Source organism: Shewanella sp. K8 (assembly GCF_028823715.1).
In the GTDB taxonomy this organism is placed as follows: Bacteria; Pseudomonadota; Gammaproteobacteria; order Enterobacterales; family Shewanellaceae; genus Shewanella; species Shewanella algae.
Genome location: NZ_JAPEHY010000005.1, coordinates 34,422 through 58,354, shown reverse-complemented (window position 1 = coordinate 58,354; position 23,933 = coordinate 34,422). Strand labels below are relative to the sequence as shown.

Below are 23,933 nucleotides of genomic sequence, written 5' to 3'. Positions count from 1 at the left end.
GAGAATACATCATCAGTTTTGTTTGGCCCCTTCGGTGCTTTTCTCGAGCTTGCTGTCGCTATCAATGGGTTTGCTATCAGCGGCTTGCTTTGTTACCGGCTCAGTCTCAGCTTGTTTCCCATCATCTTTCCCCTCATTGCCTTGCAGGCGTTTTGGCCAATCACTCTCAAGGTAATCACCGCCTTTCAGAGCGTCCGCCAGACTACTTGCCTGTTGATCCAAATGAGTACTCAACTGACTATTGTTGCCTATCATGGCTTTCAGTTGAACCTCATCGACCGGGTTGTCGGTCAAAAGCAGATTGGTTCTCGAGAGCAGATATGCCTGCTCCATATCCTGCAACTGCCTGGAAGCACTTGCCAGCCCCAACAACCAATCGGGGTCGAAGTTCTCTTTGGTGCTCTTTGCCAACACCTTAAGATAGAGTTGTTTCGCTTTGATGGCATCAAACTTGAGATAATAGCCCGCGAGTCCGGCAAGGATCTCGGGCGAATCTATCTGTTGCTGCTTCTCTGCCTCCAGTAATACCTTGAGTGCTGCATCGTCACCCAAATGTGCCCAGTGATAGAAGGCAATATAGATGTCATTGCTGCCCTTGGTTGAGGCTTGCAGCTCAGACAAGCTTTGCGCGCTCAAACCATAGGCTCTGGCTCTGTCATTGGTGCGTTCAGGATTGAGAATATGCTGTACTCCGGCGGCAAGCCCCACACAGCGATTGTAGTTTTCCAGATTAACGAGCAAGCGATAGACTTGTTCGCCTGAGGGCTCCGGCGTGGTTTTGACCTGATAGCGCTGAATTATCAGGCTGGCCTTTTCCCGTCTGCACCAGCTGTCCTTATGCAAATCGTCACAAAGTTCAGGATTATTCTTACAAATAGTGGCGGGGTTACCGCCATTATCACAGCCACTAACCCCGGCTAAAAGGACAAATGATGTAATTATTACTAGATTACGCGCCAAAATACGCTCCAATTGACTAAATCTGTAATTTAATTAGAGATTTAGCGAAAATCTCCTACTAGCCTGACGCAGCAGTTTTCATTACAATAGCGCCGACCAAAAGGGGCAGGTTTAGCTGTCATAAATATGATTATTGGTCTTTTCTTTTTGTTACTCAAACCTTTCCCGACAATAAAGTGGAAAAGTGAGATAAAGGATCTGTAAATGAGCGCTGATAAACACCTACAAAGTTGGCAAGAACGCTTCGAACTGGCGGAGGCTATGCAGCCCCTGTTGGGCAAGTTGTATCGCAATCAGGGCGTAGAAGTGGTGGTTTATGGTAAACCCCTGCTGATCGCCTCCACCATCGATATTATCAAGGCCCATCGTCTGGTTCGTCGCCATGTGGGCGATAAGCTGCGCCTGCGTGAGAGCTTCCCCTTCGTAGAAGCCCTGAGCAAACTGGATGTCAAACAGTGCAAAGTGGATATAGGTAAACTGGCGGTTAAGTACTGGCGTAACCACACCGACGGCAGCGAAATCGAAGCTTATATGAGCCGCGAGCTGGCCAGTGCCATTGAAAGCAAAGATGAAGTTGAGCCACGTAACGTTGTTCTCTACGGTTTTGGCCGCATCGGTCGTCTGCTGGCCCGTTTGTTGATTGAAAAAACCGGCCGCAGCAACAAGCTGCGCCTGCGCGCTATCGTTCTGCGCGGTGGCCGTAAGGGCGATCTGGAAAAGCGTGCCAGCCTGCTGCGCCGTGATTCAGTACACGGACCTTTCAACGGCTCTGTCGAGGTGGATGAAGAGAACAACGCCATCATCGCCAACGGTACTTATATTCAGGTGATTTACGCCAACTCACCCGATGAAGTGGATTACACCAAGTACGGTATTACCGATGCCCTGGTGGTCGACAACACAGGCATCTGGAAAGATGAAGACGGTTTGGGTCTGCACCTCAAGAGCCCGGGGGCGTCCAAGGTTCTGCTGACTGCCCCTGCCAAGGGCAGCATCAAGAACATAGTCTATGGTGTTAACGACAGCGATATTCTGCCGGAAGATGTTATTGTTTCTGCCGCCAGCTGTACCACCAACGCCATTACGCCTGTACTGAAGGCCGTTAATGACAAGTACGGTATCGAAAATGGTCACGTGGAAACTATCCACTCTTATACCAATGACCAGAACCTGATCGACAACTACCACAAAGCAGACCGTCGCGGTCGCAGTGCACCGCTGAACATGGTGATCACTGAAACCGGCGCCGCCAAAGCGGTTGCCAAGGCGTTGCCGGTACTTTCCGGTAAGCTGACAGGTAATGCGATTCGGGTGCCAACTCCGAACGTGTCCATGGCCATTATCAGCCTGAACCTGAACGCCGAAACCAGCAAAGAAGATATGAACGCTTATCTGCGTGATATCGCGCTGCACTCTGAGCTGCAGAACCAGGTGGACTTTACCGAGTCTACTGAAATTGTGTCCTGTGACCTGGTGGGCTCACGCTACGCCGGTGTGGTTGATTCTCAAGCCACTATCGCCGACGGCAAGCGCGCCATCCTCTATGTGTGGTACGACAACGAATTCGGTTACAGCTGTCAGGTGGTTGGCGTAATGCAGAAGATGCTGGGGCTTAACTACCTGTCTCTGCCTCTGTCTGAAGAGTAATTTCGACTCTTGCTATCAAGGCCCGGTCTGAGTACCGGGCCTTGTTGTATTCAAGCATTGTGTAGCTAAGGAAGGTGCGAACAAGTCCCATGTGTGCTCTGCATCGGCTTACGGGCCTGGATGCAAGGCGTGGTTCGCAGCAAATGGCCCTAGTCCTTTGTAAGAAGCACAACACAGCAGGCAGGCTTGTAAGCCACGCCCTTCGGGGCTTTCACAGCAACCTGCTTTCTGCGTTATCCGACTTCGACAGGCCCCGGCATGCCTTCAGTCAGATGCCTTGAACGCCAATTGCTGTGTAAGCCAGAGTGCCGCGAGGACTTATTCGCACCTTCCCTAAGCCTCAATACGCTCATTTTACTGGAATCCTTATCAAATATTTTGATAAGGGCCTTGATAAGGGTGTTTTACAACGGCTTTTGTGATGGTATTCGGTGGGAGAGGGCGCTGACAAGCTACTGAATCGGATTGTATTTTAATCATGATAATGAAAATTTGACCCGCTTTGAGCAAATTGCCAGCATCCGAGTGATTTTGGCATAAAAATGCCAATTTGCCGATTGACTCCCGGCCTCAAATCGGTAGAATGCCAATCCGCAGTCAGGGGATAACGCTCTGGCTTTCGCTTGAATAGCGGAACAGGTATGCGACATTAGCTCAGTTGGTAGAGCGGTACCTTGCCAAGGTACAGGTCATCGGTTCGAACCCGATATGTCGCTCCAATCCCAGCCTTTATGGCTCGGGGCGCGATGGCAGAATGGCTATGCTGCGGATTGCAAATCCGTCGATCTCGGTTCGACTCCGGGTCGCGCCTCCACTCTATTAAGTGACAATGGGTAATATCTCCTTGTTACACAGTTTGCCCGAGTGGTGGAATCGGTAGACACAAGGGATTTAAAATCCCTCGCTGGTAACAGCGTGACGGTTCAAGTCCGTCCTCGGGTACCATTCTAAATGGTGCAAAAAAGGCTCCCTCGAGGAGCCTTTTTTGTGTCCAAACCCAGACGCTTTCTTTTGCTGCATTTCCATAGCGTTGCCATTCTGCCGTTTGCTATTTATCTCTGAGTCGTTCCAAAAACGATATAGCCAATGATTTCAAGCATGATGGGACATTTACGTTCCTCGGGTATACACTCGTTTTGTTTGAAATCGATTGGGAGCCAAGGGTTTTGCTGACAAGCCGCCACTATTTGCGCGAAGGACCAGATTATCGTTTCGACGAGCAGGTCAGTTTTCTCGATATCAAGCAACAGTTCGGCTTTGCCAATGTGCGGGTAGGCAAGTGGGTTAGCACTGAAGAATCACGGCTGGCTGCCAATCTGATATTTGATTCTCTGGCGGACCTGGCTTTTATACTCAAGTTGCCGCCGGACGCCATTGGACTAAGACAAACCCTGAATCTGGACTTTGGTCTAGGCGGTCAGAAAGGTGTCCAGGCGCACTACGCCCCTCATGAAAGGATATTGGCGCTGGCGAAAAATGCCGGTGCCGGCGCCTTGGCCCATGAGTTTTGGCACGCCTTTGATCACTATATTGCCAAAGCAGCCTTTGGCATTCATTCAAGTATCGACCAGCTAGCCTGCTGCAATGACTCCGGTTTGGCGTATAGTGTTGGCACTGCTATTGGTTTTGGCAGTGACCTTTATCTTAAAGATGTCGAGCTTAGACCCCATCCACTCAACCGTCATTTGGCATTCCTTTATCAAACCGTGCTTATTAGCCCGGATGGCCTTGAGCCGAGTGACTATGTGCGCCGGGCCATTGCCTTGGATAAACATTATGGCAGGCGCTATTTTTCGCTCCCTACGGAGTTGATGGCCCGGGCCTTTGAAGCCGCTATCGAGTCTTTTACCGATATACGGAACCAATACCTGGTGTCGGGTACGACTTTCTCACAGCTCAATGATGCCGGGGCCTATCCTGATGAGGCTCATAGAAAAGTGATTTTCAGCGCGCTGACAAATTACTTTGGCATGCTCGGTGAAGCGCTTATCCGCCAGAGTCATCGCGAAAGTAACAAGAAGCCAAACGGAAGTTAACTGGCTTATGATAAGCTCGATCGTGTGTCATTTAGCTAATGAGTGACGACAACCTAAAGCCCGAAATTCTCAAGTAAAAGGAGATTAACCCTATGCCACAACTATTGATAACCGGTGCCAACCGCGGCATAGGATTGGCGTTGACCCAAGTCTATCTTGCCGCCGGTTGGGACGTATTGGCCTGTTGTCGCGATCCGGAAACGGCCGACGAACTGCTGGATCTGGTCAACGAATTTCAGGGGCTGGAGGTGTTTGCTCTGGATGTGACCGACTATGAGGCGGTGGCTGATCTGGCTGCAGAGCTTGAGGGACGGGGCCTGGATCTGCTGCTCAACAATGCAGGCTATTATGGCCCCAAAGGTTTGCAGTTAGGACAATTGCCTGTGGATGAATGGCGCACAGTGTTTGAAGTAAACAGCATAGCGCCTTGTAAGCTTGCTGAAGCTTTCCTGCCTCATCTTATCCAAGCAAAAGGCATCATAGCCAATATCTCATCCAAGGTCGGTAGTATGGCCGACAACCAGAGTGGTGGTGGTTATCTGTATCGTTCATCCAAGGCCGCGCTCAACTCGATCACCAAGAGTCTTGCCTTAGATTTGGCCAATGTCGGTGTCAAAGCGGTAGCCTTGCATCCCGGTTGGGTGCAAACCAGCATGGGCGGCCCCAATGCGCTTATTGATGTAGATACCTCGGCGGCCGGTATGAAACAACTGCTGGATAACCTCAGCCAGGCACAAAGTGGCGGATTTTATGATTACTGCGGCAACAGTATACCCTGGTAACCAGATCCTTTTTATCTATGGCGCTTATTTTGCGCTTGGCCGGTAATTTGCTGAAAGGCAAGAGGAAAAAGGGCGAGAAGCTAAGCCTGAGTTTAAAATCATACTTTGGGTTGATAGCTTGCAATTCATCCGGCCCAAAAGTGTTAGTGCTGGGTGGGTTGCTGGTCAAGCAATAGAATAAAATAATTGATTTTATTAGTATAACTGGTTCATTTGTCGATACGGGCCCCCGTTTTGTATCGGTTATACTCTTGGCGGATCTTTCTGCTACTTTAGGCGGGGTAATGTAACGTTGTTGTTACATTTGCAATATCGGTTTCCGGCACAGTGCAACGCTGCAATTTAGATGCTGCTTAAAAAATGTCCTAGGTTAAAACGGCCCTCGAGGCAAAATCATAATAACCAAGGAAATCATTATGCAAAGGAAACATTTCATTGCGATTGCAGTTGCTGCAGCCCTGAGCAGCCCGCTCGTTCTGGCACAGGACTATCAAGCCCAGTTACATGCGGTCAATCCTGCCAAAGCCATCAAAGATCAGTACATAGTGGTGTTCAATACCCCGGCGGTTATCAACCTTAATGACCCGAATGGCGTCAGCGCCTACGCCAGCAGTATGGGCGCAAGGCTCGCCAACGAACACGGCATTGAAGTCAGACAAAACTTTGGCAACAGCCTCAACGGGGTATTGGTCAAGGCCAATGCGGCTCAGATCCAGAGTCTGCTTAAAGATCCCAACATCAAATATGTTGAGCAGGATCAAAGGGTGTCTATTGAACCCATGGTGGAAGCCGCCGGCGATCAAGGCGGGGCTACCTGGGGGCTTGACCGGATAGATCAGCGGGATCTGCCGCTCAACAGTAACTACCATTACGACTATGACGGCTCCGGCGTCACCGCCTTTGTCATAGACACAGGTGTACGTAACACCCACAATGAGTTTGGCGGCCGTGCCAGCAGTGGCTATGACTTTATCGATAACGATAACGACAGCAGTGACTGTAACGGTCATGGTACTCATGTTGCCGGGACTATAGGCGGCAGCACTTACGGGGTTGCCAAGAATGTCAATATTGTCGGGGTCAGGGTACTTAACTGCTCGGGCTCAGGTACCAACTCCGGAGTGATTTCCGGGATCAACTGGGTGAAAAACAACGCCCAAGGGCCTTCGGTTGCCAACATGAGTTTGGGCGGCGGCGCCTCCCAGGCGCTGGATGATGCGGTAAATGCGGCCGTAGCGGCCGGGATAAGCTTTGTTGTGGCAGCAGGCAATGACAACAGTAATGCCTGTAACTATTCACCGGCGCGGGCCGCCAATGCGGTGACTGTGGGGTCTACCACCAGCACCGACAGTCGCTCAAGCTTCTCCAACTACGGAACCTGTCTGGACATCTATGCTCCGGGTTCGTCAATCACCTCTGCCTGGTACAACTCCAACAGCGCAACTAATACCATTAGTGGTACTTCCATGGCATCCCCCCATGTTGCCGGGGTGGCGGCACTTTATCTGGCGGAAAACCCAGCCTTGAGCCCGACTCAGCTGACTAACTTGCTGGTAAGCCGCGCCTCATCCGGCAAAGTGGGCGATGCCAAGACAGGTTCACCCAACAAGCTGCTCTATTCTCTGGCCGGCGATGACGGCGGTTGTGGCAATGATTGTCCATCGGATGATACTCCATTGGATAACGGCGTGGGGATCAGTGTCAGCGGTGTCCAGGGTTCATCCAACTATTTCTATATCGATGTCCCTGCGGGCGCTGCCGACTTGAACATAGATCTGGCTGGCGGCAGTGGTGATGCCGATCTCTATGTCAGCCAAGGTAGCAAACCCACGTTAAACAGCTACCAATGCCGCCCCTACAAGAGTGGCAACAATGAGAGCTGCAGCTTCAGCTCGCCGGCAGAAGGGCGCTGGTACGTGATGCTGCAGGGCTACAGTGCCTACAGCGGCGCCACATTAACGGCAACACACAACGCCGGCGGTGGTTGTGGCAGCGATTGTCTGGAAAATGGCGTGCCGAAGAGCAACTTGAGTGGCAGTGCGGGTTCAGAGCAGCATTTCACTGTCCAGGTTCCGGCGGGTGTTAGCCTGAATATTGCTACCAGCGGCGGCAGTGGTGACGCCGATCTCTATGTTCGCGCCGGGGCTGCACCTTCTACGTCTGTGTATGATTGCCGTCCGTACAAGAATGGCAACAGTGAAAGCTGCAGCTTTCAAGTCACCCAGGCGGCGACCTATCATGTGATGATCCGCGGATACTCCGCCTTCTCGGGCATGCAACTCTTGGCAAGCTTCTGACTATAAAAGGATAAAAAGCCGCCTTCAGGCGGCTTTTTTACTGACGCTATGGTACTCATTCACATAAGAGAACATCCACTTAAAAGATCATCCACTTCAGAGACTGGGTTTGTATACCAGGATTAATCGCTCGGCAGTGAAGAAGGCCTCCCCAGAGTTCGCGGAAATGCAGCCGAGACACAGGGAATAACCTCAAAACGATAGCCATAAAGCTCGCCGGCGTCGGGCAAGATCTGCAACAGCTCGTAATCATTGAGTTCAACGCCGGTCGCATTGGCAGACATCTGGCAACGACTGCGGCCATCGGCTTCCATGCCAAAAGCGAAGTCGGCCACAAGCTGCCTGACTTTGTGCCTGTAGGCGGCGGTGAAACGGGCGTATACCAAAGCATCATCTTCCGCTTTTGTTGCGTTATTTTCCGTTTCTTGCGCTTGTGATTTCTGTCCTGCTGGATCTTGGCGTTCAGTATTCAGCTTGTTTGTCTCTTGCTCAGCGCTTAAGACATCTTTTCCTTGGGCGGTGTCCGGGACATGCAAAGGGGGGAGGTTTGCATTTGCTTTATCCTCGTTTGGCTTAAACTGACCATTAAAGGAGAAGCTGACGCCCTTGTCATCGACTCTGAAGCGGCTCTCCATGAAACGCTCCATATCGACCAGCAGCATCAGATGATGCAGGATTAAAAACGATAACATGAGCCTGAGAAAGGTTGTGCTCACAGGATAGGCGTACTTGGGCTGCCACTTGAAGCCGATAAGCCCCACCAGCTTGAGCAGCAGCAGTCCTACCAGGTAGATGGGCAGTAACATCTGCAGCAGCAACAGGGCAATACTGCTGGTGATCACCATCCAAACCGGAAGCTCCAGTAACAGGGCGAAGTTATGGGTATAGTTGAAATGCGCTGCCGAGACGCCGGTGACTTCATTGACTATGGCACCGCTACTGGCCAGCGAAAAGTTGGCTATGGTGGCATAAAACAGCAAAATGACCGCCTTGCCTGCCAAAGAGTGCCACAGTTTGTTGAATAACGGCCAGAACTCAATAACCAACGCGCTGACTGTGAGCAGGGTTGTCAACGAAGGGTGTTGTTCATAAAACGGCAGACTGAATAGCGCCAACAGGTAGAGCTTTTGGGCCGTGCTCAGCTTGGCGAGCCGTTGACTTATACCTGTGCGAAACCTCTGAAGAGAGGTTGAGATCTTATGATACGGCTGCAGGATTGCCTGCCGGATGAGTTCGGCTGTTCCCATTGAAACCCGATGAATTATTGATTTGAAATATGAGCTTATTGTCACCAAAAGATAACCTGCTGGCAACATGCTTATCCATTGATATACAAGGGCTGAGTCGGTAAATAGTGGCAGAAGACAATAGGGGAGCAAGCTGCCAGAGCCTGCGGCATCACAATGGATTATGCTCCAAGTGCAGTTCCGCTACAGGAGTCGCGTAGCTTTTGCCACCAATTCACGTGGCGTTTGAGTTCCTTGTCGAGCCGGATATTTAAGCTGTCTTTGTTAGCGGTTTCGGCAAAGAAGTACGCAACACGACTCTCCACCGCGGTTCCCTGATAGAGTTGCTGCAGCAAATCGCCCAAACGGCGTTGAATGTGGCGACTCTGGCTAAGTTGCCGTTGTATTTGCCCGATGAAGTTTTTTACCAATATTCGCTGCAATATCTCCTGACGCTGATTGTTATGGCCTGGGCGGCACAGCAGGCCATCGAGCCGAGGCTCCAACCAATCGTTGAGGCTCGAAAGCCAGAGCAGGCTGACCGCCTGACTGCGCATATTGCGGGCAATAATCCGACTGCGCGCCAATTCAGCCAGTGCCGCATCCAGAGTCTGGGTGTCCAGTGCTTGCCAGGAAAGTTGCCCGACTTGTGCTTTCACTATGTCCGTTTTGAGTTTCACCAGGGCGGCCAGTGCTAATTCTGTTTCGATTAGACCGGCAAGCGGGGATTCGCTGGACAGAGACTCAGTGTCGATAAACAACAGTTTGTCCAGTGCCCTGTCTTGCAGAAGCATCCAATCGAACCAGTCCAGTGCATCTTGTTGCTTTTGCAATAGGGCTTCTGTCAGCAACTGTTTAGTCTGACTTTCTAGCCTGGCGTCTATAAGACAAATCGGCGCGGCTTGAATAAAGGCAAGCTGATACTTAAGCTGCTCGCTGGGCTCTGCGACTCTGCCAAGGCTGGAGTTATGTGCGGCAATTAACTCTCCGAGCCTGCAATGCATTAAGCCAAAGCTTTCCAGCAGTGGCAGTCTGGCTTCCAAAGCTTCAGGTCTATTTGCTGCATTCAGGTTTTGGTCGACTTCAGGTCGATAGTCCGGAGCGATAAAGTTTTGTGCTGTGACTCTCTCAAGCCTTGCGCTGTAATCTTGCCATAGCGATTCGGTATTATCCCGACATGCTGGCAGGGTGAGCAGTATAAGCACTGCAGCAAGGCTGCGATAGACTGTTGAAGGAAAAGGTGTCATGGCAAGCCTTATTGGGAAAAGGGATTGAGCCGGGCGCAAGTAATGTTCTCATACAGTTACTTGACCATAAGTTTTATAGATTGTGATCCAAGAGGCTAAGCCCTGCCAAGCTGTCGTAACTAATACAACGTAGCGTTACGCAGACTCGTGCAGAATTGTGCTTGCTGCTATCAGTTGTTTTTGAGCGCCGTTTAACCTTGTGTAAAGCGTCGTTGGCTTTTTCACCAAGATCTTTCTGCGCAAATTTGCTACAATGATTGCTCGCTTTTTTATTGACCTTCCCCCGGAAATTTTTTGCCCGGGGATGATCTGCTTACCCAGACACGACTGCATAGCTACCGCCAATCTGCCGCGGCCGGGGAACTTTTCCCTCAGCAAAAGGCTTTTGAGTAAGACGGTACTCTACAGTCTGACCTTCTGTACTTGCTTGCGGCAAGAGGTTAATCAAGAAGGCGAAGCTACTGCCCGGGCTGCCACGGGCAAGGTCGGGCCCGTCAGGACCTTGGATTCATAGTCAGAAGCGACCCATCGGAGGTAAATGCATTATGACAATAGCTGACGTATTGACAGAGAAACACTCACCACTTTATCACACCGAAGACAAGACAGTTGTCTCCCACACCCAGCGGGATGAAGGCGACTGGATCCAACATACTCTGATGCTGGAAAATTGTGATGCGCCTTTTCGCTTCAAACGCCCTAAAAAATACCGTTCATTGAAAGGTTCCCGAGTGTCGGTCGACTATTACCCGCAAACAACCATAGTAGCCGGTTTTGAAATGGAAACCATGAAGGTGGTGCGGATCCGTCGCTGCTGAAAAAAAACTGCTGGAAGTTCTCTACAAATGTTAATATTTGGTGTGTTTCCGGTGGATGTTCTCTGAACCCGGGGCTATAACCCGGGTAGAACCCACCCAAATCATGCCTTGTAAGGATATTCCGGCCACATGAAGCTCGCTGCAACAGCCTACGTTAACTCCTTGCTCCAGCTGTCGTTGACCACCCTCTGCCGACTTTTTGTCATTTTGCCCCTGTTCCTGCCGACAACGGGCCAAAGCCAGGCCGCTGAAGATACGCACTCGGATACCGCTCAGCAACCCGCAAGAGAACTGGTTATTGCCAACTCCAATTCCTGGAAACCCTTTTCATATTTGAATGATGCCGGTGAACCGGCCGGGATCCTGGTGGATATCTGGCAGGAATATGCCAAGGCCAATAGGGTCGAAGTCCGCTTTATATTGACAGATTGGCAAGGTTCGCTGGATCTGGTTCGCAGTGGTCAGGCCGATATCCACGCCGGGCTGCTTTGGTCTCAGGACAGGGAACATTACCTGGATTATGCTCAGGGTTTGCTGGGGATCGAGAGTCAACTGTTTTTCAGTCAAGGGTTACTCGGTACCGAGCCGGACGGCTACCTGATCAACGGCGGTGAAGTCGGCGTTGTCCGTGGCGGCTATGAAGAGACGTTTGTGCGTCAGAAATACCCGAAGGCCAGCGTGCTGACTTATGCCAGCAACGATCTAATGTTAAAGGCCGCCTTTGCCGGCAGGTTAAAGGCATTTGTTGCCGATCTGCAGGTCGCCAACTTCTATCTCTATACCTCACGCGAGCCGGCGCGTTTTATTCCAGTCCGCCATCTTTACAGTGCCCAAATTCGTCCGGCTGTCAAAGAGGGGCAGAGCGCCTTGCTGGAAGAGATCCGCCAGGGACTGGCCCGGATCCCAGATTCCGAATACCAAAGGATCCTCAATCGCTGGATGTATGTGGAAACTGTCTATCCACGCTATCTGCTGCAAGGCTTGCTTGGGATACTTCTGCTCGGGATCCTGGTGTATGTGTTTATGCTGCGCCGTACCGTGGCGGCGCGCACCGCCGAGCTTGAGGCTGCCAATGCCGAGCTGGCTCACCTGGCGGCTACAGATGGGCTTACCGGTATCGCCAATCGGCGGGCATTTATGGATGCGCTCGAACAAGCCTGTGATGGCCGTGGTTATGACAGTCTGACCTTGTTACTGTTTGATATAGATGATTTCAAGCGGATTAATGACAGTTATGGTCATCATGTGGGTGATGAGGTCATTTGCCAATTGACGCAAATGGTAGTGGCCATCTTGCCGGAGGGACGCGTATTTGGCCGCATAGGCGGTGAGGAGTTTTGTATTCTGCAGCTGGGCATGACAGAAGCCGAGGCCAAGACCCTGGCCACCCGGCTGCTTTTGTCGGTAGACAGAGAGCCATTTGCCACCAAGGCCGGCAAATTGCCCCTCAGTATCAGCATAGGTGCCGTGTATGCCAAACCCGGTGCCCGGGATGCCCAGTCTGTGCTGGCCGACGCCGACCGCTTGATGTATCAGGTCAAGGCGTCCGGGCGTAACGATCTCCTGTTTAGGCGGATCTGATAGTAATGGCATTCCAGGCTCGTATCCCGAGCCTTAGTTAGTAAACAACTCTCTTTAAGAGTCAGTCAAGTACCATAAGTAGTCTGTACTCATCCAAAGCGTATTGGTCTGTCATGCCGCTGATATAATCCTGCAGCAAACGACACCTGTGGTAAAACTCAGGATACTGATTGGCTTCAATGGCCCTTTTATAGGTGGCCAGGTGCTTGCCAGGCAGCTTATGGAACAACCGGGTTTCGATAAGAGCTGTCTTGGGCAGGCCTTGTACCAGTTTGCTAAACTCATCTTCGCTCAATGCCAGCAGGGAGCGATAGTTATCCAGTAAGCCTGTGATGATCCTGTATCCCTGCAGCTCAAGTTTCTCCACTTCCCGATGGCAAAATACCTGCTTGATAGCAACTTGCTTGAGGGTTTCTGTAATGGCGTGTTCGTAGCCGCCATCTTCAAGCAGCGACTCGTTCAAGTTGCCGTGGTACACAGCTTCAATGTTGTCGATAAAGCGCTTGGCGGCGTGATTGACCAAAGGGTGGATCAGTCGAACGCGGAGGAAGGTAAAAAACTGGCTCTGTTGGTTGATTGCCAGGTGGCGGGCGCTGCTGTCTGCCGCCTCAATCGATTTGCTCATAAAGTCTTTGTGTCCGAGAGCGCCTTGCTTGACCGCAATTTGCCGTTGGTACTCGGCTATCAGACTCTGTTTTAGGGTATCCAGCTCTATGATGCCTTTTTCCACTGCGTCTTCAATGTCGGCCAGGCAATATGAGATGTCATCGGCGGCCTCCATGATGTAACTCACCGGGTGGCGACAACCGGGTGCCATCTCCATGGCTTGAGTCAGTTCGGCAACAAACCTGGACTCACTGGCGTAATAACCGACTTTTTTCATCAGATAGCTTTGCTCAGGATTGGCTTTATCTTTCACAAGCGTACCCGGACGGGTGTATTTCAAAATGCCGGCCAGTTGACTGTAGGTGAGATTGAGCCCGAGCAAGGTGTGGATCAAACGAATGCCTTGGGCATTGCCTTCAAAATGGGATAAGTCTTGGATCAACTCAGGATACCCGGAATCGAAACCCGAAGGCGCCAGAGAAACAAGGTTGCGCTTGAACCAATCACTGATCGCGGCCTCACCGAAGTGACCAAAGGGTGGATTGCCCACATCGTGCATCAGGCAGCTCATCTCCACCAGGGTTTCCAATTGCCGTTCCAGATATTGCAAGCCCCAGCGCTCGGCGTCTGACCCCAAGAGCTTGAATATCTTCTGTGCAATAAAGCGGCCTACCTGCTGAACTTCCATCGAGTGTGTCAAACGGCTTCGTACAGCGGCATTGCGTTCAAGCGGAAACACCTGGGTCTTTTGCTGCAGACGGCGGATGGCGGCCGAGTTAATGATGCGGCCACGATCGCTTTCCAGCGCCAGCTGCAATTTTTCTGGATTGTCTACCCGAGTGTCTTCCGGTTTACCAAAGGGACGCTGCGCAGTAATTTTGCGGCGAAAATCTATCTCAGAATGCATGTCAGACACCGAGAGAACCTCCAACAAGTGGTTGCCTAAGCAAGAAAATGACTTGGAATCCGTATGTTACTCCAATGTGCCACAGTTTATCCCATGGGGCCAATTTGTGACACTCAATGTAAATTTGCGATGAGTACGATAGCGTCTTCAGTCATCGCAGAGTACTATCCTGAAAAATCCTTTCTCAGAGATGTGTTAATGCTCAAGTCCTTAAGTGTGATGTTGCTGCTTATTTTGGCTGCAACGCTCGGTTTTCTGATGTTCCATGGCGATGATGCCATGCCGGACAGGCTCAAAGGGGAGTGGACCACAGGTTGTCTCAGTGACGGTAAACTGGGTAAAGAGTTTGTCATGCGCTTTGAGGAAAACCGCTACCACAGTGTCGCCAATCTTTATGACAACAACCAATGTACAGGGGCGCCGCTGAGCCAAATCAAGGGCAGTGCCTATATCGAGTCCATAGGCGGCAAAGTCACCACTTGTGAAGGCCAGGAAGCGGATGAGGCGATGCTGTATTGGGATGAACTCGGTGATGCCAAAGCTTTTGTCTATTACATCAATGAGCAAGGTGAGCTGTTAACCGGCCGACCCAACGAAGACAAGAGTGCTAAGGCTCACTGGTGTCTCGATAAGGACGCCAAGTTTCACCGCCGTTGATAGCAGATTTAGGGGGCGAGTATTTGGAAGCGCCCCCAATGATTTGAGCTTCATTGGCTTTACACCATTCTCGATAACAACCCTTTTCAGCCATCCGTCAGGCTATGCCGATGTTGGGCAATATCTAGCTCCCATTAACCAATTCATTCACTGCCGCACGGCTAGTGCACCCTAGTGGGCCAAACTTGGGGCTGTACTGCTATATCGGATATATCAGAGGGTTCGGATCCATTCAACTTAGAGTGACGTTTTCCGCCGCAGCCAGAGTAAATCTCTGGCTGCGGCGGCTATCTTTGCTTAATCGTATGACGATAGCTGTAATAAGTCCGCATGATTCATCATAGGCACCATTACGCCTTTGATATTGACGCGAACCCGGCGTTGATAGGCGTCTTCAAACTCATGATTATAGAGCTTGGTCTTTCTTACACAGTTACCTTGCCGTATGACGCGGGCACCCTTTTGGTAGTTGGCTATACCACCAGGATTACCTGTTACCCGGCCAACAGCTTTGCGCGCCTGTTTAGGGTTTTCGCCCTCTGTGTCGGTCCACAAATGTAGCATTTCGGAGTTGCGGGCTGATTTATCTTTGCGCACCGCTCTGTTGAAAACCAAATACCGTACCTGAAATAGTTCCATAGAGGCGCAGAGTTTCAGCCATTCATCGGAAAAGCTGTCAGCGATTGCCTTGGTGAGGGGATCTATATCAGCCACTTGAGTGCTGCGATGGGCGATAACATCCAGGTCGACATTGTTGCAAACAACCCCCAAGCGTTCTTGCCAGGCTCGTTCAAAGGTCATTCTGTCTACCAGTGTCATTTTGACCAAAGTGGCCTTGAGTTCGTTGTAGCAGCTATCGGAAAAATCGAGCTTCACTTGCGTCTTAACATCTTCCCATGGCTGCGCACTATCTTTCCAAAGGGAATAATGTTGTTTTTGGAACTTATTCAGTTGCTTGACTTCGATTTCTGTCAGCGGCTCGGGCAGCCAAAGTTGTAAATAATGCTCGTTTAGTTCGTCGTATTGATCGTCCACCAAACAGCGTATTCCCTGTTGCTTTAACAATTCCAGTACGTGTTGATGGGCAGCATTAAACTTCAGATTCATATTGAATTACGTCCTGTGTAATTTGGCCGCACACGCTAGCGAGTTTTTCGATGCAAATCAAGTGGTCATGCCTATTTGAACCTTCTGCAATGCCATGCAACCGGCCTTCCAAAAATCATAATTGAGCAGGGGTTATCGTTCTGCCTTCTCAACAAAAGCCGTATTTTATCTGGCAATGGGAGCTATCAAGCGAACATGGAGGATTTAACCAGAGGCTTAAAGCGGGCTGCAAACTGTAACAAAGCATGTCTCTTTAGCAACAATTGCTGAAAAGTCGTCGCGTCCATGATTTACTTGCGCACTATGCACCCGAAAAACCGATAAGAATTCAAATTTCCAACAAACGGGTGCCGGGAAGGAAAATAATATGAAAAAACTCACCCTTTGCCTGGCGGTGTCATTGGCGCTGACAGGGCTGTCTGCATGCCAAACCCAAGGCTCTCCCGAGGCGATGGCGTCCAAAGTCTCTGCTGCTGTAAAACAAGATCAGAACCAAGCGTTCAGTGCGTTCAGTCAAAGCTTTATCGATTCGCTATGGCAGGTTGCGCCGACCTGGGCACTCTATAACGGCTTTCATCAATACGATGGCAAACTCCTGGTACCGGATGCGAACAGCCGCACCGCGACGTTGAACTTTATTCAGCAACAGCGCGCCAAGATGGCGAGCTTTGATTTTGCGGCGCTGACAGCGGCTAACCTGATTGACTATCGTTTGATTGAAAATGTCCTCGGCAGCATGGAGTGGGAAATCAAGCGCTTCAAGTCCTGGCAGTGGGACCCATCCAGTTACAATGTGGCCGGTGGTTTTGCGCAAATCATCAATGAGGACTTTGCACCTTTGGATCAAAGGTTGCGGTCTGCATTGGGCCGATTGGAAAATGTGCCAGCCTATTACCTGGCGGCGCAGCAAAACATAGATAATCCTACTCTGGAGCACACAGAGTTGGCCATCATGCAAAATCAGGGTGCCTTTACTGTATTGTCCGATGAGCTGCTCGCCAAGGTGAACGCCTCCGGCCTGAGCGCTGATGAAAAGGGGTTATTCAAGCAAAGAATGGATAAAGCCGTGGTTGCTATCGAAGGGCATATCCAATTTCTGAAACAGCTGGAGCAGCAGCTCAAGCGCGAAGGTAGCCGTAGTTTCCGGATAGGTGAAGCGCTCTATGAGGAGAAGTTTGCCTTCGATATTCAGGCTGGTATGAGCGCCAAGGCCCTCTATGAAAAAGCGCTGGCCGATAAGACCAGGGTTCAGGGCGAAATGGCGAAAATTACCGATAAGCTCTGGAGCAAGTATTTCCAGGAGCCCAAGCCGCAAGACGAGAAGAAGGCTATCAGGCAGTTGATCGACAAGCTTTCGGCCCGGCATGTAAAGCGGGAAGATTTTGTGGCCGAGGTGAGGGCGCAGATCCCCGAGCTGGTGAAGTTTGTCAATCAACACGACTTGGTGACTCTGGATCCGAAAAAGCCTTTGGTGGTCAGGGAAACTCCTGAATATATGCGGGGTTTTGCCGGAGCCTCCATCAGTGCTCCCGGCCCTTATGAGAAGGGCGGCAACACCTATTACAACGTGACACCCCTCGATGGCATGACCGACGAGCAGGCCGAAAGTTACTTGCGCGAATATAACCACTGGATATTGCAGGTACTGAACATACATGAGGCGATCCCCGGCCATTACACCCAGCTGGTGTATTCCAATGAGTCACCGAGCCTGGTCAAGAGCCTGTTTGGCAACGGTGCCATGGTGGAAGGTTGGGCCGTTTATGCCGAGCGTATGATGCTGGAACAGGGCTATGGCAACTTTGAGCCGGAAATGTGGCTGATGTACTACAAGTGGAACCTCAGGGTGATTTGCAACACCATTCTGGACTACAGCATTCAGGTCAAGGGGATGACTGAAGAGCAGGCCATCAAGCTGATGATTGAAGAAGCCTTCCAGCAGCAAGCCGAGGCGGAAGGTAAATGGCGCCGGGCAACACTGAGCCAGGTACAGTTGACCAGCTATTACGCCGGATATCGTGAAATTTACGACTTAAGGGAAGAGCTCAAACAGCAGCAAGGCAAGGCGTTTGATCTCAAGAGGTTCCACGAAAGCTTCCTCAGCTATGGCAGTGCCCCGGTCAAGTACATCAGTCAATTGATGCAAGACAAGTAGCAAAGGCCGGCGTAAGCCTTGTACTGCATGGCTTACGTCAGAAGAGAGGGCTTGATCGCCGCTTGCCCAATTGCCTATAGGGACAGTTTGACCATCTGTCCCTTTTTCATTATTCCTTCTGTGTGATCCTGCGCACTTTAGCCAGTACTAAAGGAGGATTTTGCTAGCTCGGTTAGGTTAACTATGTTAACGTAAATGGTAATGGTTCTTATTTGAGAATTGTGTTGACGGAAATGACGAAAATTTTATTAGTGGATGATGACCTGGAGTTCAGGGACTTGCTCAAAGAAGCACTGGAGGGCGAGGGGCACGATGTTGTTTGTGCCGCTGATGGTTTGGATGCGCTGATGAGACTCGACACTTTTACTCCGGATGTTATCTTGCTCGACTTAATGATGCCCAAACTCAATGGCTTTGAGATGTTGCTTGCCCGTAAGGACAACACTCCTGTCATAGTGATCTCGGCTATCGACAGTGAAGAAGAAAGGATCAAAGGTTATGAACTGGGGGCAGACGATTTTCTGAGTAAGCCATTCAGTGTCAAAGAACTGCTGGTGCGGATTCAGGCGCTCATAAGAAGGATCAATATCAGTAAAGGGCAGGACACCGCCGATCTTACGCTCAACAAACATATTCAGTTTGACGAAACTGATTACACTGTGGCCATTGCCGATCAGCAGCTATCCTTGACCCAGACAGAATTTCGCCTGTTTAAGTACCTGTTTGAACGCAAGGGACAAGTGGTTACCAAGCAGGAGCTGCAGCGACGAGTGCTAAAAAAAGAACTGGGGCGGTTTGACCGTAATCTGGATATGCATATCTCCAATACCCGGCGAAAACTGGAACAGACCCGTTTGCCAAGAAGCCTTATCAATACGGTGCGCGGCCAGGGATACAGCTTCAGCCTTTGGTAAGATGCTTTAAACCCTACTGATTTCCCCCTCGAATACCAGAGCCTGTTTCGGCCGCGTTTTCAAGCGCGGTCGATTTGGTTTATCCTATAGCCCACTTGCGTGAGCCTTCCCAGGCTCCACACCCTATAAAAGCAATGAAGGAAAACATCATGCGGATCAGCGCGAATTTTGATGGTGGCAATATTCAGGTCATCAGTCTTGATAACAAGGACGACATCAGACTGGCGATCCGCCCGGATCACGGCGGAGAGTTCTACCAGTGGTTCAATTTCCGTTTTGAAGGCCAGGTAGGAAACAGCTACACCCTCAATATCATCAATGCCGGCAGCGCTTCCTATCCCAAAGGTTGGGAGAACTATCAGGCCGTTGCCAGCTATGATCGCCAGCACTGGTTCCGCCTGCCGACCAAGTATGATGACGGCAAATTGAGTATCAATGTGGAATTGGACGCCGATGCGATTCAGATAGCCTATTTTGCACCTTACAGTTATGAACGCCACCTGGACCTGCTCAGTACAGTACAGGTGCATCCTGAAGTGAGCCTGGAGCACCTGGGTCTGACCCTGGATGGTCGCGATCTGACGCTGGTCAAGGTGGGTGACGGCGATAACAGCAAGCGCAATATCTGGATCACAGCCCGTCAGCACCCAGGGGAAACCATGGCCGAATGGCTGGTGGAAGGTTTGCTGTATCGATTGCTGGACTCGGATGACCCTGTCTCCAAACAGTTGCTGGATAAGGCCAACTTCTATGTTGTACCCAACATGAATCCGGACGGCAGCGTCAGAGGCCATCTGCGTACCAATGCCGCCGGTGTAAACCTAAATCGTGAGTGGCAAACGCCAAGCCTTGAGAAGAGCCCCGAGGTGTACCATGTGGTACAAAAGATGAAAGAAACCGGCGTGGACCTCTTCTATGACGTCCACGGTGATGAAGGTCTGCCTTATGTGTTCCTGGCAGGCTGTGAAGGCATTCCTTGTTGGGATGAGCGCTTGACTCAGCTGCAGCAGGAATTTGCTTCGGCGCTCTTGCTGGTTAGCCCGGATTTCCAGAGCGAACATGGTTATGAAAAGGACGAGCCAGGCAAGGCCAACCTGACCATAGGTTCCAACTGGGTCGGCGAAACCTTCAACTGCCTGTCAAATACTCTGGAAATGCCATTTAAAGATAATGATAATCTGGCAGATCCGCTGGTGGGTTGGTCCCCCGAGCGTTGCCTATACCTGGGTGAAGCCTCATTGACCGCCATGCTGGCCGTCGTGGACAAACTCAGGTAAGGAGCAGCTATGGCACTGGTTGAATGCCCTTTATGCCACAAGCGGATCTCCAGTAAGGCACCCAGTTGCCCACACTGCAGTTCCAAACTGGGACCCAACACCGAGTCGCTGTCGAGGATCAGCCATATTCAGCAGTCGACCAAACTGATGAACCAGAGCTTTTTGGCCTTGACCCTGTTTATCGCCGGGGTGGTCATCTGGTTTTGGGGGGGAGAAGTCGCCGAAGGCAATCGAGCTATCGCCGGTGCCGCCTGCTTTACGCTCGGTTTTGTGGGTTACCTGATAACCCGGGTACGTATTATTTTGCACAAGCGGAAAAGTGTATGACAGATATCAACAAAGTGATTGAAGAGATGCCGGTTGAAGTCTATGAAAGACTGCGCAGCGCCGCCGAGATAGGTAAGTGGGAAGATGGTACTGTGCTGACCGAGGAGCAGCGGGAAAACACGCTGCAACTGGTGATGCTCTACCAAGCCAGGCGTTTGGATCAAACCGAGCACTTCACCATAGGCGCCGGTGGGCAGATCAACGAACTGTCCAAGGCGCAGCTGAAAAAGCAGTTTCGTGGTGAGAGTATTGCTGAATTCAAAGAATCTGATCTGTAATTAATTACTTGGATTCTATTTGTAAAAAAGCCCTGTATATACAGGGCTTTTTGCTATCAATTAAATTCAGTCTGCCGTGAGTTCGCCACAGAGGTTTTGCTGCATCTGCCGTCTTATCTCTTCTGTGCCCAGCCCTTGGGAGAGCAGGTAGTGCAACTTGGTCAAGGCGGCTTCCGTGGTCATATCGGCGCCACTGATAACGCCTGCCTTGGCCAGGGCGTTGCCTGTGGCATAACCGCCCATATTGACTTTTCCCTGCAGACACTGGGTCAGATTAATAAGCACTGTGCCCTTGTCGTTGGCCCGCTTGAGGGTTTCCAGCAAGGCGGGATCCTGCGGTGCATTGCCGACACCATAGGTCAGTAATATCAGGGCTTTTACCGGTTGCTGCAGTATGTTGTTGAATACCTCGGTGGAGATCCCGGGATACAGAGTGACCACACCTATGGGATGAGGAGTAATGGGCGCCACTTTCAAGGGCTTATCGCAGGGCGGCGCAATTTTTCCGGCCCGCAGGCGAATTTTGATCCCGGCTTCCAGCAATAAAGGGAAGTTCGGCGAGGCAAAGGCATCGAAGCCGTCGGCATGGGCCTTGGTAGTGCGGTTGCCGCGGAATAGCTTATTGTTGAAGAACAGGCAAACCTCGGCAACCGGATAATTGGCCGCGATATACAAGGCATTGAGCAGATTGGTCTGGCCGTCTGAGCGCAGCTGTGACAGCGGAATTTGCGAGCCGGTGACGATAACCGGCTTACCGAGATCCTGCAGCATGAAAGACAGTGCCGATGCGGTAAACGCCATGGTGTCTGTGCCGTGAAGAATGACAAAGCCATCGTACTTGTCATAGTTGGCCTGAATGTCGTCGGCTATCATCTGCCAGTGGCTGGGGGCCATATTGGAAGAGTCTATCAGCGGACAATATTCCTGGATCACGAACGTCGGCATCTCTTCATGGAAAAACTCCGGCATGGAGTTGACGCATTCTGTCAGGAAGCCGGCGACCGGGGCAAAGCCGTTACTGGTTTTTTGCATCCCTATGGTGCCGCCCGTGTATGCGACATAGATGGACTTTTTTTTGTTCATAATCTGGCTTTAGTTTTCACTGGGGCAAAAGAGAGGCCGGATTATAGCAAATCAAGCCCGGCAGCATAAGGCACAAAAAAGCCCGGCGAGCCGGGCTTTCAGGATTATCAGTAACTGCAGTTATCACAGTAGAGATAGACGCCGTTAGGGTCGTCAAAGGCGGCAAACTCTTCCAGTACCTTGCTCCATTGAGTCAGCAGTTTTTCCAGCACGCTGGACTGCTTGACGCTGTGGGGCAGATAAGCGGAGACACTGGCGAACATCTCCTGAATGAAGAGTTGCTCAGGTGTCAGCTCCTGCTCTATCACTCGGCTATCGAACTTATCCAGTCCGGCCATTTCGGCGGCCTTGGCGATGGCGCTATCGAGATCGCCCAGTTCATCCACCAGACCCAGCTCCAGAGCTTTCTTGCCGGACCAGACGCGGCCCTGGGCAATCTTATCCACCTGTTCGAGTGTCATATTGCGCTCGTTGGCGACCAGCGAGATAAAGTCTTTGTAGCCGCGTTCGATATGGCGCTGTATCACCGCCTTGACGCCATCGGAAAGTGGCCGGGTAACAGAGAGACCGGCCCAGTCGGAGGTGGCCACTCCATCAGTATTGACACCGATTGAAGACAGAGAGTCCTCGAAGGTGGTTATCATGCCGAAAATGCCGATGGATCCGGTCAGGGTAGTGGGGTTGGCATAGATATAATCGGCGCTGGCCGAAATCCAGTAACCACCGGAGGCCGCCATGCTGCTCATGCTGACTACCACAGGCTTACCGGCTTTCTTCAATGCCAGCACTTCCTGACGAATTTGCTCGGAAGCAAAGGCGCTGCCGCCGGGGCTGTCGACCCTGAGCACTACGGCCTTGATAGTGTCATCGAAGCGGGCCTTACGCAGCAGGGCAGAGGTACTTTCACCGCCGATATCACCGGCAGGTTGACTGCCGTTGAGAATATTACCCTTGGCCACTATGATGCCCACTCCTTCGGTGGGTACCAGCGCCGGCAGTGGTGCCATCAGCTTGGCATAGTCGTAGTAGCTGACCTGCTTGAAGCTATCTCCTTCCTTGCTTTTGCCTACCAGGTCCAACATCGCCAGGCGGAAGTCTTCAGCGCTGGCCAGTTTATCAACCCACTTGAGGTTAACCGCCATGGTTCCGGAATCGCCATCGGCTTGTTCCAGTTCTGCCAAATAAGCTGTGGCATTAAGGCCAAGGCTGGATTTGTCTATGCCGCGATTGGCGGCCACAGTGTCTGTGTAACTGCCCCAGATGTCGTTGAGCAGGACAGAGTTGGCTTCTTTCGCCGCTTCTGACATGTCATCACGGATAAAGGGCTCAACCGCTGACTTGAAAGTGCCGACACGGAAAATGTGCGCCTTGATTTTTAACTTATCCAGTGCCGACTTATAGTATTGGCGGTAGCGGCTCAGGCCATCTACCGCCACCATGCCCTCAGGGTTGAGGTAAACAGTATCGGCAAAACTCGCCAGGAAATACTGATTCTGATCATAATAGTTACCTATGGCGACCACAGGCTTTCCACTATCTTTGAATTCGTTGAGTGCCTGGCCTATGGCGCTGAGCTTACTCAGACCACCGTATTGCAACTCGGACAGATCCAATACCAGAGCCTTGATCCGCTTGTCATTGGTGGCGCTGTGAATGGTATAGAGCACATCACTCAATAAGATTTCGCCGTTGACATCGGGTCCTTTGCTTTGGCTTAACATCGCCTCGAACGGGTCAACCTGGCGCTTTTGATCCACTATGCCGCCGGCCAGGTTCAGTACCAGCGCCGAGCCATCCTCAACTTGGATTTCATCACTGCTGACCATGGCGATGACCACGGCTATCAAAGCGATGAAGAATAGCGGGAAGAACACTATGTTCAACACCAGCTTGCGAATGAAGTTGATCACATTCCAGATCAACATCAGGGTATTCTTGGTTGTCAGGGGTTTTGCGGACATAGCCACTCCATTTTTCCATGCATTCCGTTAATGCTAACTGAAAATAGCTGCAACGGGAAAATACATT

19 protein-coding genes and 3 tRNA genes are annotated in these 23,933 nt (G+C 51.1%); 15 read left to right on the top strand and 7 right to left on the bottom strand.

What is annotated here, in order from left to right:
* Positions 1-12: 12 nt before the first annotated feature.
* On the bottom strand, positions 13-960 hold the full coding sequence (locus tag ON072_RS04235; RefSeq protein ID WP_082050296.1) for a DUF2989 domain-containing protein: 948 nt from the start codon (positions 958-960) through the stop codon (positions 13-15).
* Positions 961-1,164: 204 nt separating this feature from the next.
* On the opposite strand from ON072_RS04235, the gene ON072_RS04230 reads away from it, so the two are divergent.
* The 7 genes from ON072_RS04230 (at position 1,165) to ON072_RS04200 (ending at position 7,722) form a co-directional block, all read left to right on the top strand.
* Positions 1,165-2,607, top strand: coding sequence for a glyceraldehyde-3-phosphate dehydrogenase (locus ON072_RS04230; protein WP_028779943.1), 1,443 nt, complete (start codon positions 1,165-1,167; stop codon positions 2,605-2,607).
* A 643-nt stretch (positions 2,608-3,250) separates the two neighbouring features.
* Positions 3,251-3,326: transfer RNA gene (locus ON072_RS04225), tRNA-Gly, on the top strand.
* A gap of 21 nt (positions 3,327-3,347) precedes the next feature.
* Positions 3,348-3,421: transfer RNA gene (locus tag ON072_RS04220), tRNA-Cys, on the top strand.
* A gap of 44 nt (positions 3,422-3,465) precedes the next feature.
* A tRNA-Leu gene (locus ON072_RS04215) sits at positions 3,466-3,552 on the top strand.
* Positions 3,553-3,773: 221 nt separating this feature from the next.
* Complete coding sequence (locus tag ON072_RS04210; protein ID WP_117201027.1) at positions 3,774-4,643, top strand: CLCA_X family protein; 870 nt, start codon at positions 3,774-3,776, stop codon at positions 4,641-4,643.
* A gap of 92 nt (positions 4,644-4,735) precedes the next feature.
* Positions 4,736-5,425, top strand: a complete 690-nt coding sequence (locus ON072_RS04205; RefSeq protein WP_054744399.1) for an SDR family oxidoreductase — start codon at positions 4,736-4,738, stop codon at positions 5,423-5,425.
* Between the two features lie 416 nt (positions 5,426-5,841).
* Complete coding sequence (locus ON072_RS04200; RefSeq protein WP_144131049.1) at positions 5,842-7,722, top strand: S8 family peptidase; 1,881 nt, start codon at positions 5,842-5,844, stop codon at positions 7,720-7,722.
* Positions 7,723-7,844: 122 nt separating this feature from the next.
* Here ON072_RS04200 and ON072_RS04195 read toward each other — a convergent pair whose 3' ends face one another.
* Together ON072_RS04195 and ON072_RS04190 are read right to left on the bottom strand one after the other, a co-directional pair.
* The gene (locus ON072_RS04195) at positions 7,845-8,969 is read right to left on the bottom strand and encodes a hypothetical protein (RefSeq protein WP_037436989.1); all 1,125 of its coding nucleotides are present in this window, start codon (positions 8,967-8,969) and stop codon (positions 7,845-7,847) included.
* 161 nt (positions 8,970-9,130) lie between these two features.
* On the bottom strand, positions 9,131-10,195 hold the full coding sequence (locus ON072_RS04190; protein ID WP_274625976.1) for a DUF3080 family protein: 1,065 nt from the start codon (positions 10,193-10,195) through the stop codon (positions 9,131-9,133).
* A gap of 545 nt (positions 10,196-10,740) precedes the next feature.
* Between ON072_RS04190 and ON072_RS04185 the strand changes: the two genes are divergently transcribed.
* A complete protein-coding gene (locus ON072_RS04185; RefSeq protein WP_044734518.1) occupies positions 10,741-11,013 on the top strand; it encodes a hypothetical protein in 273 nt (90 codons plus the stop codon).
* Between the two features lie 129 nt (positions 11,014-11,142).
* A complete protein-coding gene (locus tag ON072_RS04180) occupies positions 11,143-12,594 on the top strand; it encodes a transporter substrate-binding domain-containing diguanylate cyclase (protein WP_144379746.1) in 1,452 nt (483 codons plus the stop codon).
* Positions 12,595-12,655: 61 nt separating this feature from the next.
* Here the strand turns inward: ON072_RS04180 and dgt are convergent, their stop codons facing one another.
* The gene (dgt, locus tag ON072_RS04175; RefSeq protein ID WP_144379750.1) at positions 12,656-14,107 is read right to left on the bottom strand and encodes a dGTPase; all 1,452 of its coding nucleotides are present in this window, start codon (positions 14,105-14,107) and stop codon (positions 12,656-12,658) included.
* 198 nt (positions 14,108-14,305) lie between these two features.
* On the opposite strand from dgt, the gene ON072_RS04170 reads away from it, so the two are divergent.
* Positions 14,306-14,764, top strand: coding sequence for a hypothetical protein (locus ON072_RS04170; protein WP_096141944.1), 459 nt, complete (start codon positions 14,306-14,308; stop codon positions 14,762-14,764).
* 297 nt (positions 14,765-15,061) lie between these two features.
* On the opposite strand, the gene ON072_RS04165 is transcribed toward ON072_RS04170, so the two are convergent.
* Positions 15,062-15,802 carry a hypothetical protein gene (locus ON072_RS04165; RefSeq protein ID WP_071238184.1) on the bottom strand — a complete coding sequence of 247 codons (741 nt, stop codon included), beginning with the start codon at positions 15,800-15,802 and terminating at the stop codon, positions 15,062-15,064.
* A gap of 436 nt (positions 15,803-16,238) precedes the next feature.
* Between ON072_RS04165 and ON072_RS04160 the strand changes: the two genes are divergently transcribed.
* From ON072_RS04160 to ON072_RS04140, 5 genes are all read left to right on the top strand, one after another.
* Complete coding sequence (locus tag ON072_RS04160) at positions 16,239-18,026, top strand: DUF885 domain-containing protein (protein ID WP_144379744.1); 1,788 nt, start codon at positions 16,239-16,241, stop codon at positions 18,024-18,026.
* Between the two features lie 233 nt (positions 18,027-18,259).
* Positions 18,260-18,940 (top strand): response regulator transcription factor, encoded by a 681-nt coding sequence (locus ON072_RS04155; RefSeq protein ID WP_025010433.1) that lies wholly within the window; start codon positions 18,260-18,262, stop codon positions 18,938-18,940.
* 149 nt (positions 18,941-19,089) lie between these two features.
* Entirely contained in the window at positions 19,090-20,217 is a 1,128-nt protein-coding gene (locus ON072_RS04150) for a M14 family metallopeptidase (RefSeq protein WP_208159855.1), read from the top strand.
* 9 nt (positions 20,218-20,226) lie between these two features.
* Entirely contained in the window at positions 20,227-20,544 is a 318-nt protein-coding gene (locus tag ON072_RS04145) for a zinc ribbon domain-containing protein (RefSeq protein ID WP_144379742.1), read from the top strand.
* On the top strand, positions 20,541-20,822 hold the full coding sequence (locus ON072_RS04140) for a YeaC family protein (protein ID WP_025887363.1): 282 nt from the start codon (positions 20,541-20,543) through the stop codon (positions 20,820-20,822). Before ON072_RS04145 ends, ON072_RS04140 begins: the two co-directional genes overlap by 4 nt.
* A gap of 66 nt (positions 20,823-20,888) precedes the next feature.
* Here the strand turns inward: ON072_RS04140 and ansA are convergent, their stop codons facing one another.
* Both ansA and sppA read right to left on the bottom strand, forming a co-directional pair.
* Complete coding sequence (ansA, locus tag ON072_RS04135) at positions 20,889-21,905, bottom strand: asparaginase (RefSeq protein WP_044734515.1); 1,017 nt, start codon at positions 21,903-21,905, stop codon at positions 20,889-20,891.
* A gap of 107 nt (positions 21,906-22,012) precedes the next feature.
* Positions 22,013-23,866 carry a signal peptide peptidase SppA gene (gene sppA, locus ON072_RS04130; protein WP_107111613.1) on the bottom strand — a complete coding sequence of 618 codons (1,854 nt, stop codon included), beginning with the start codon at positions 23,864-23,866 and terminating at the stop codon, positions 22,013-22,015.
* Positions 23,867-23,933 lie beyond the last annotated feature (67 nt).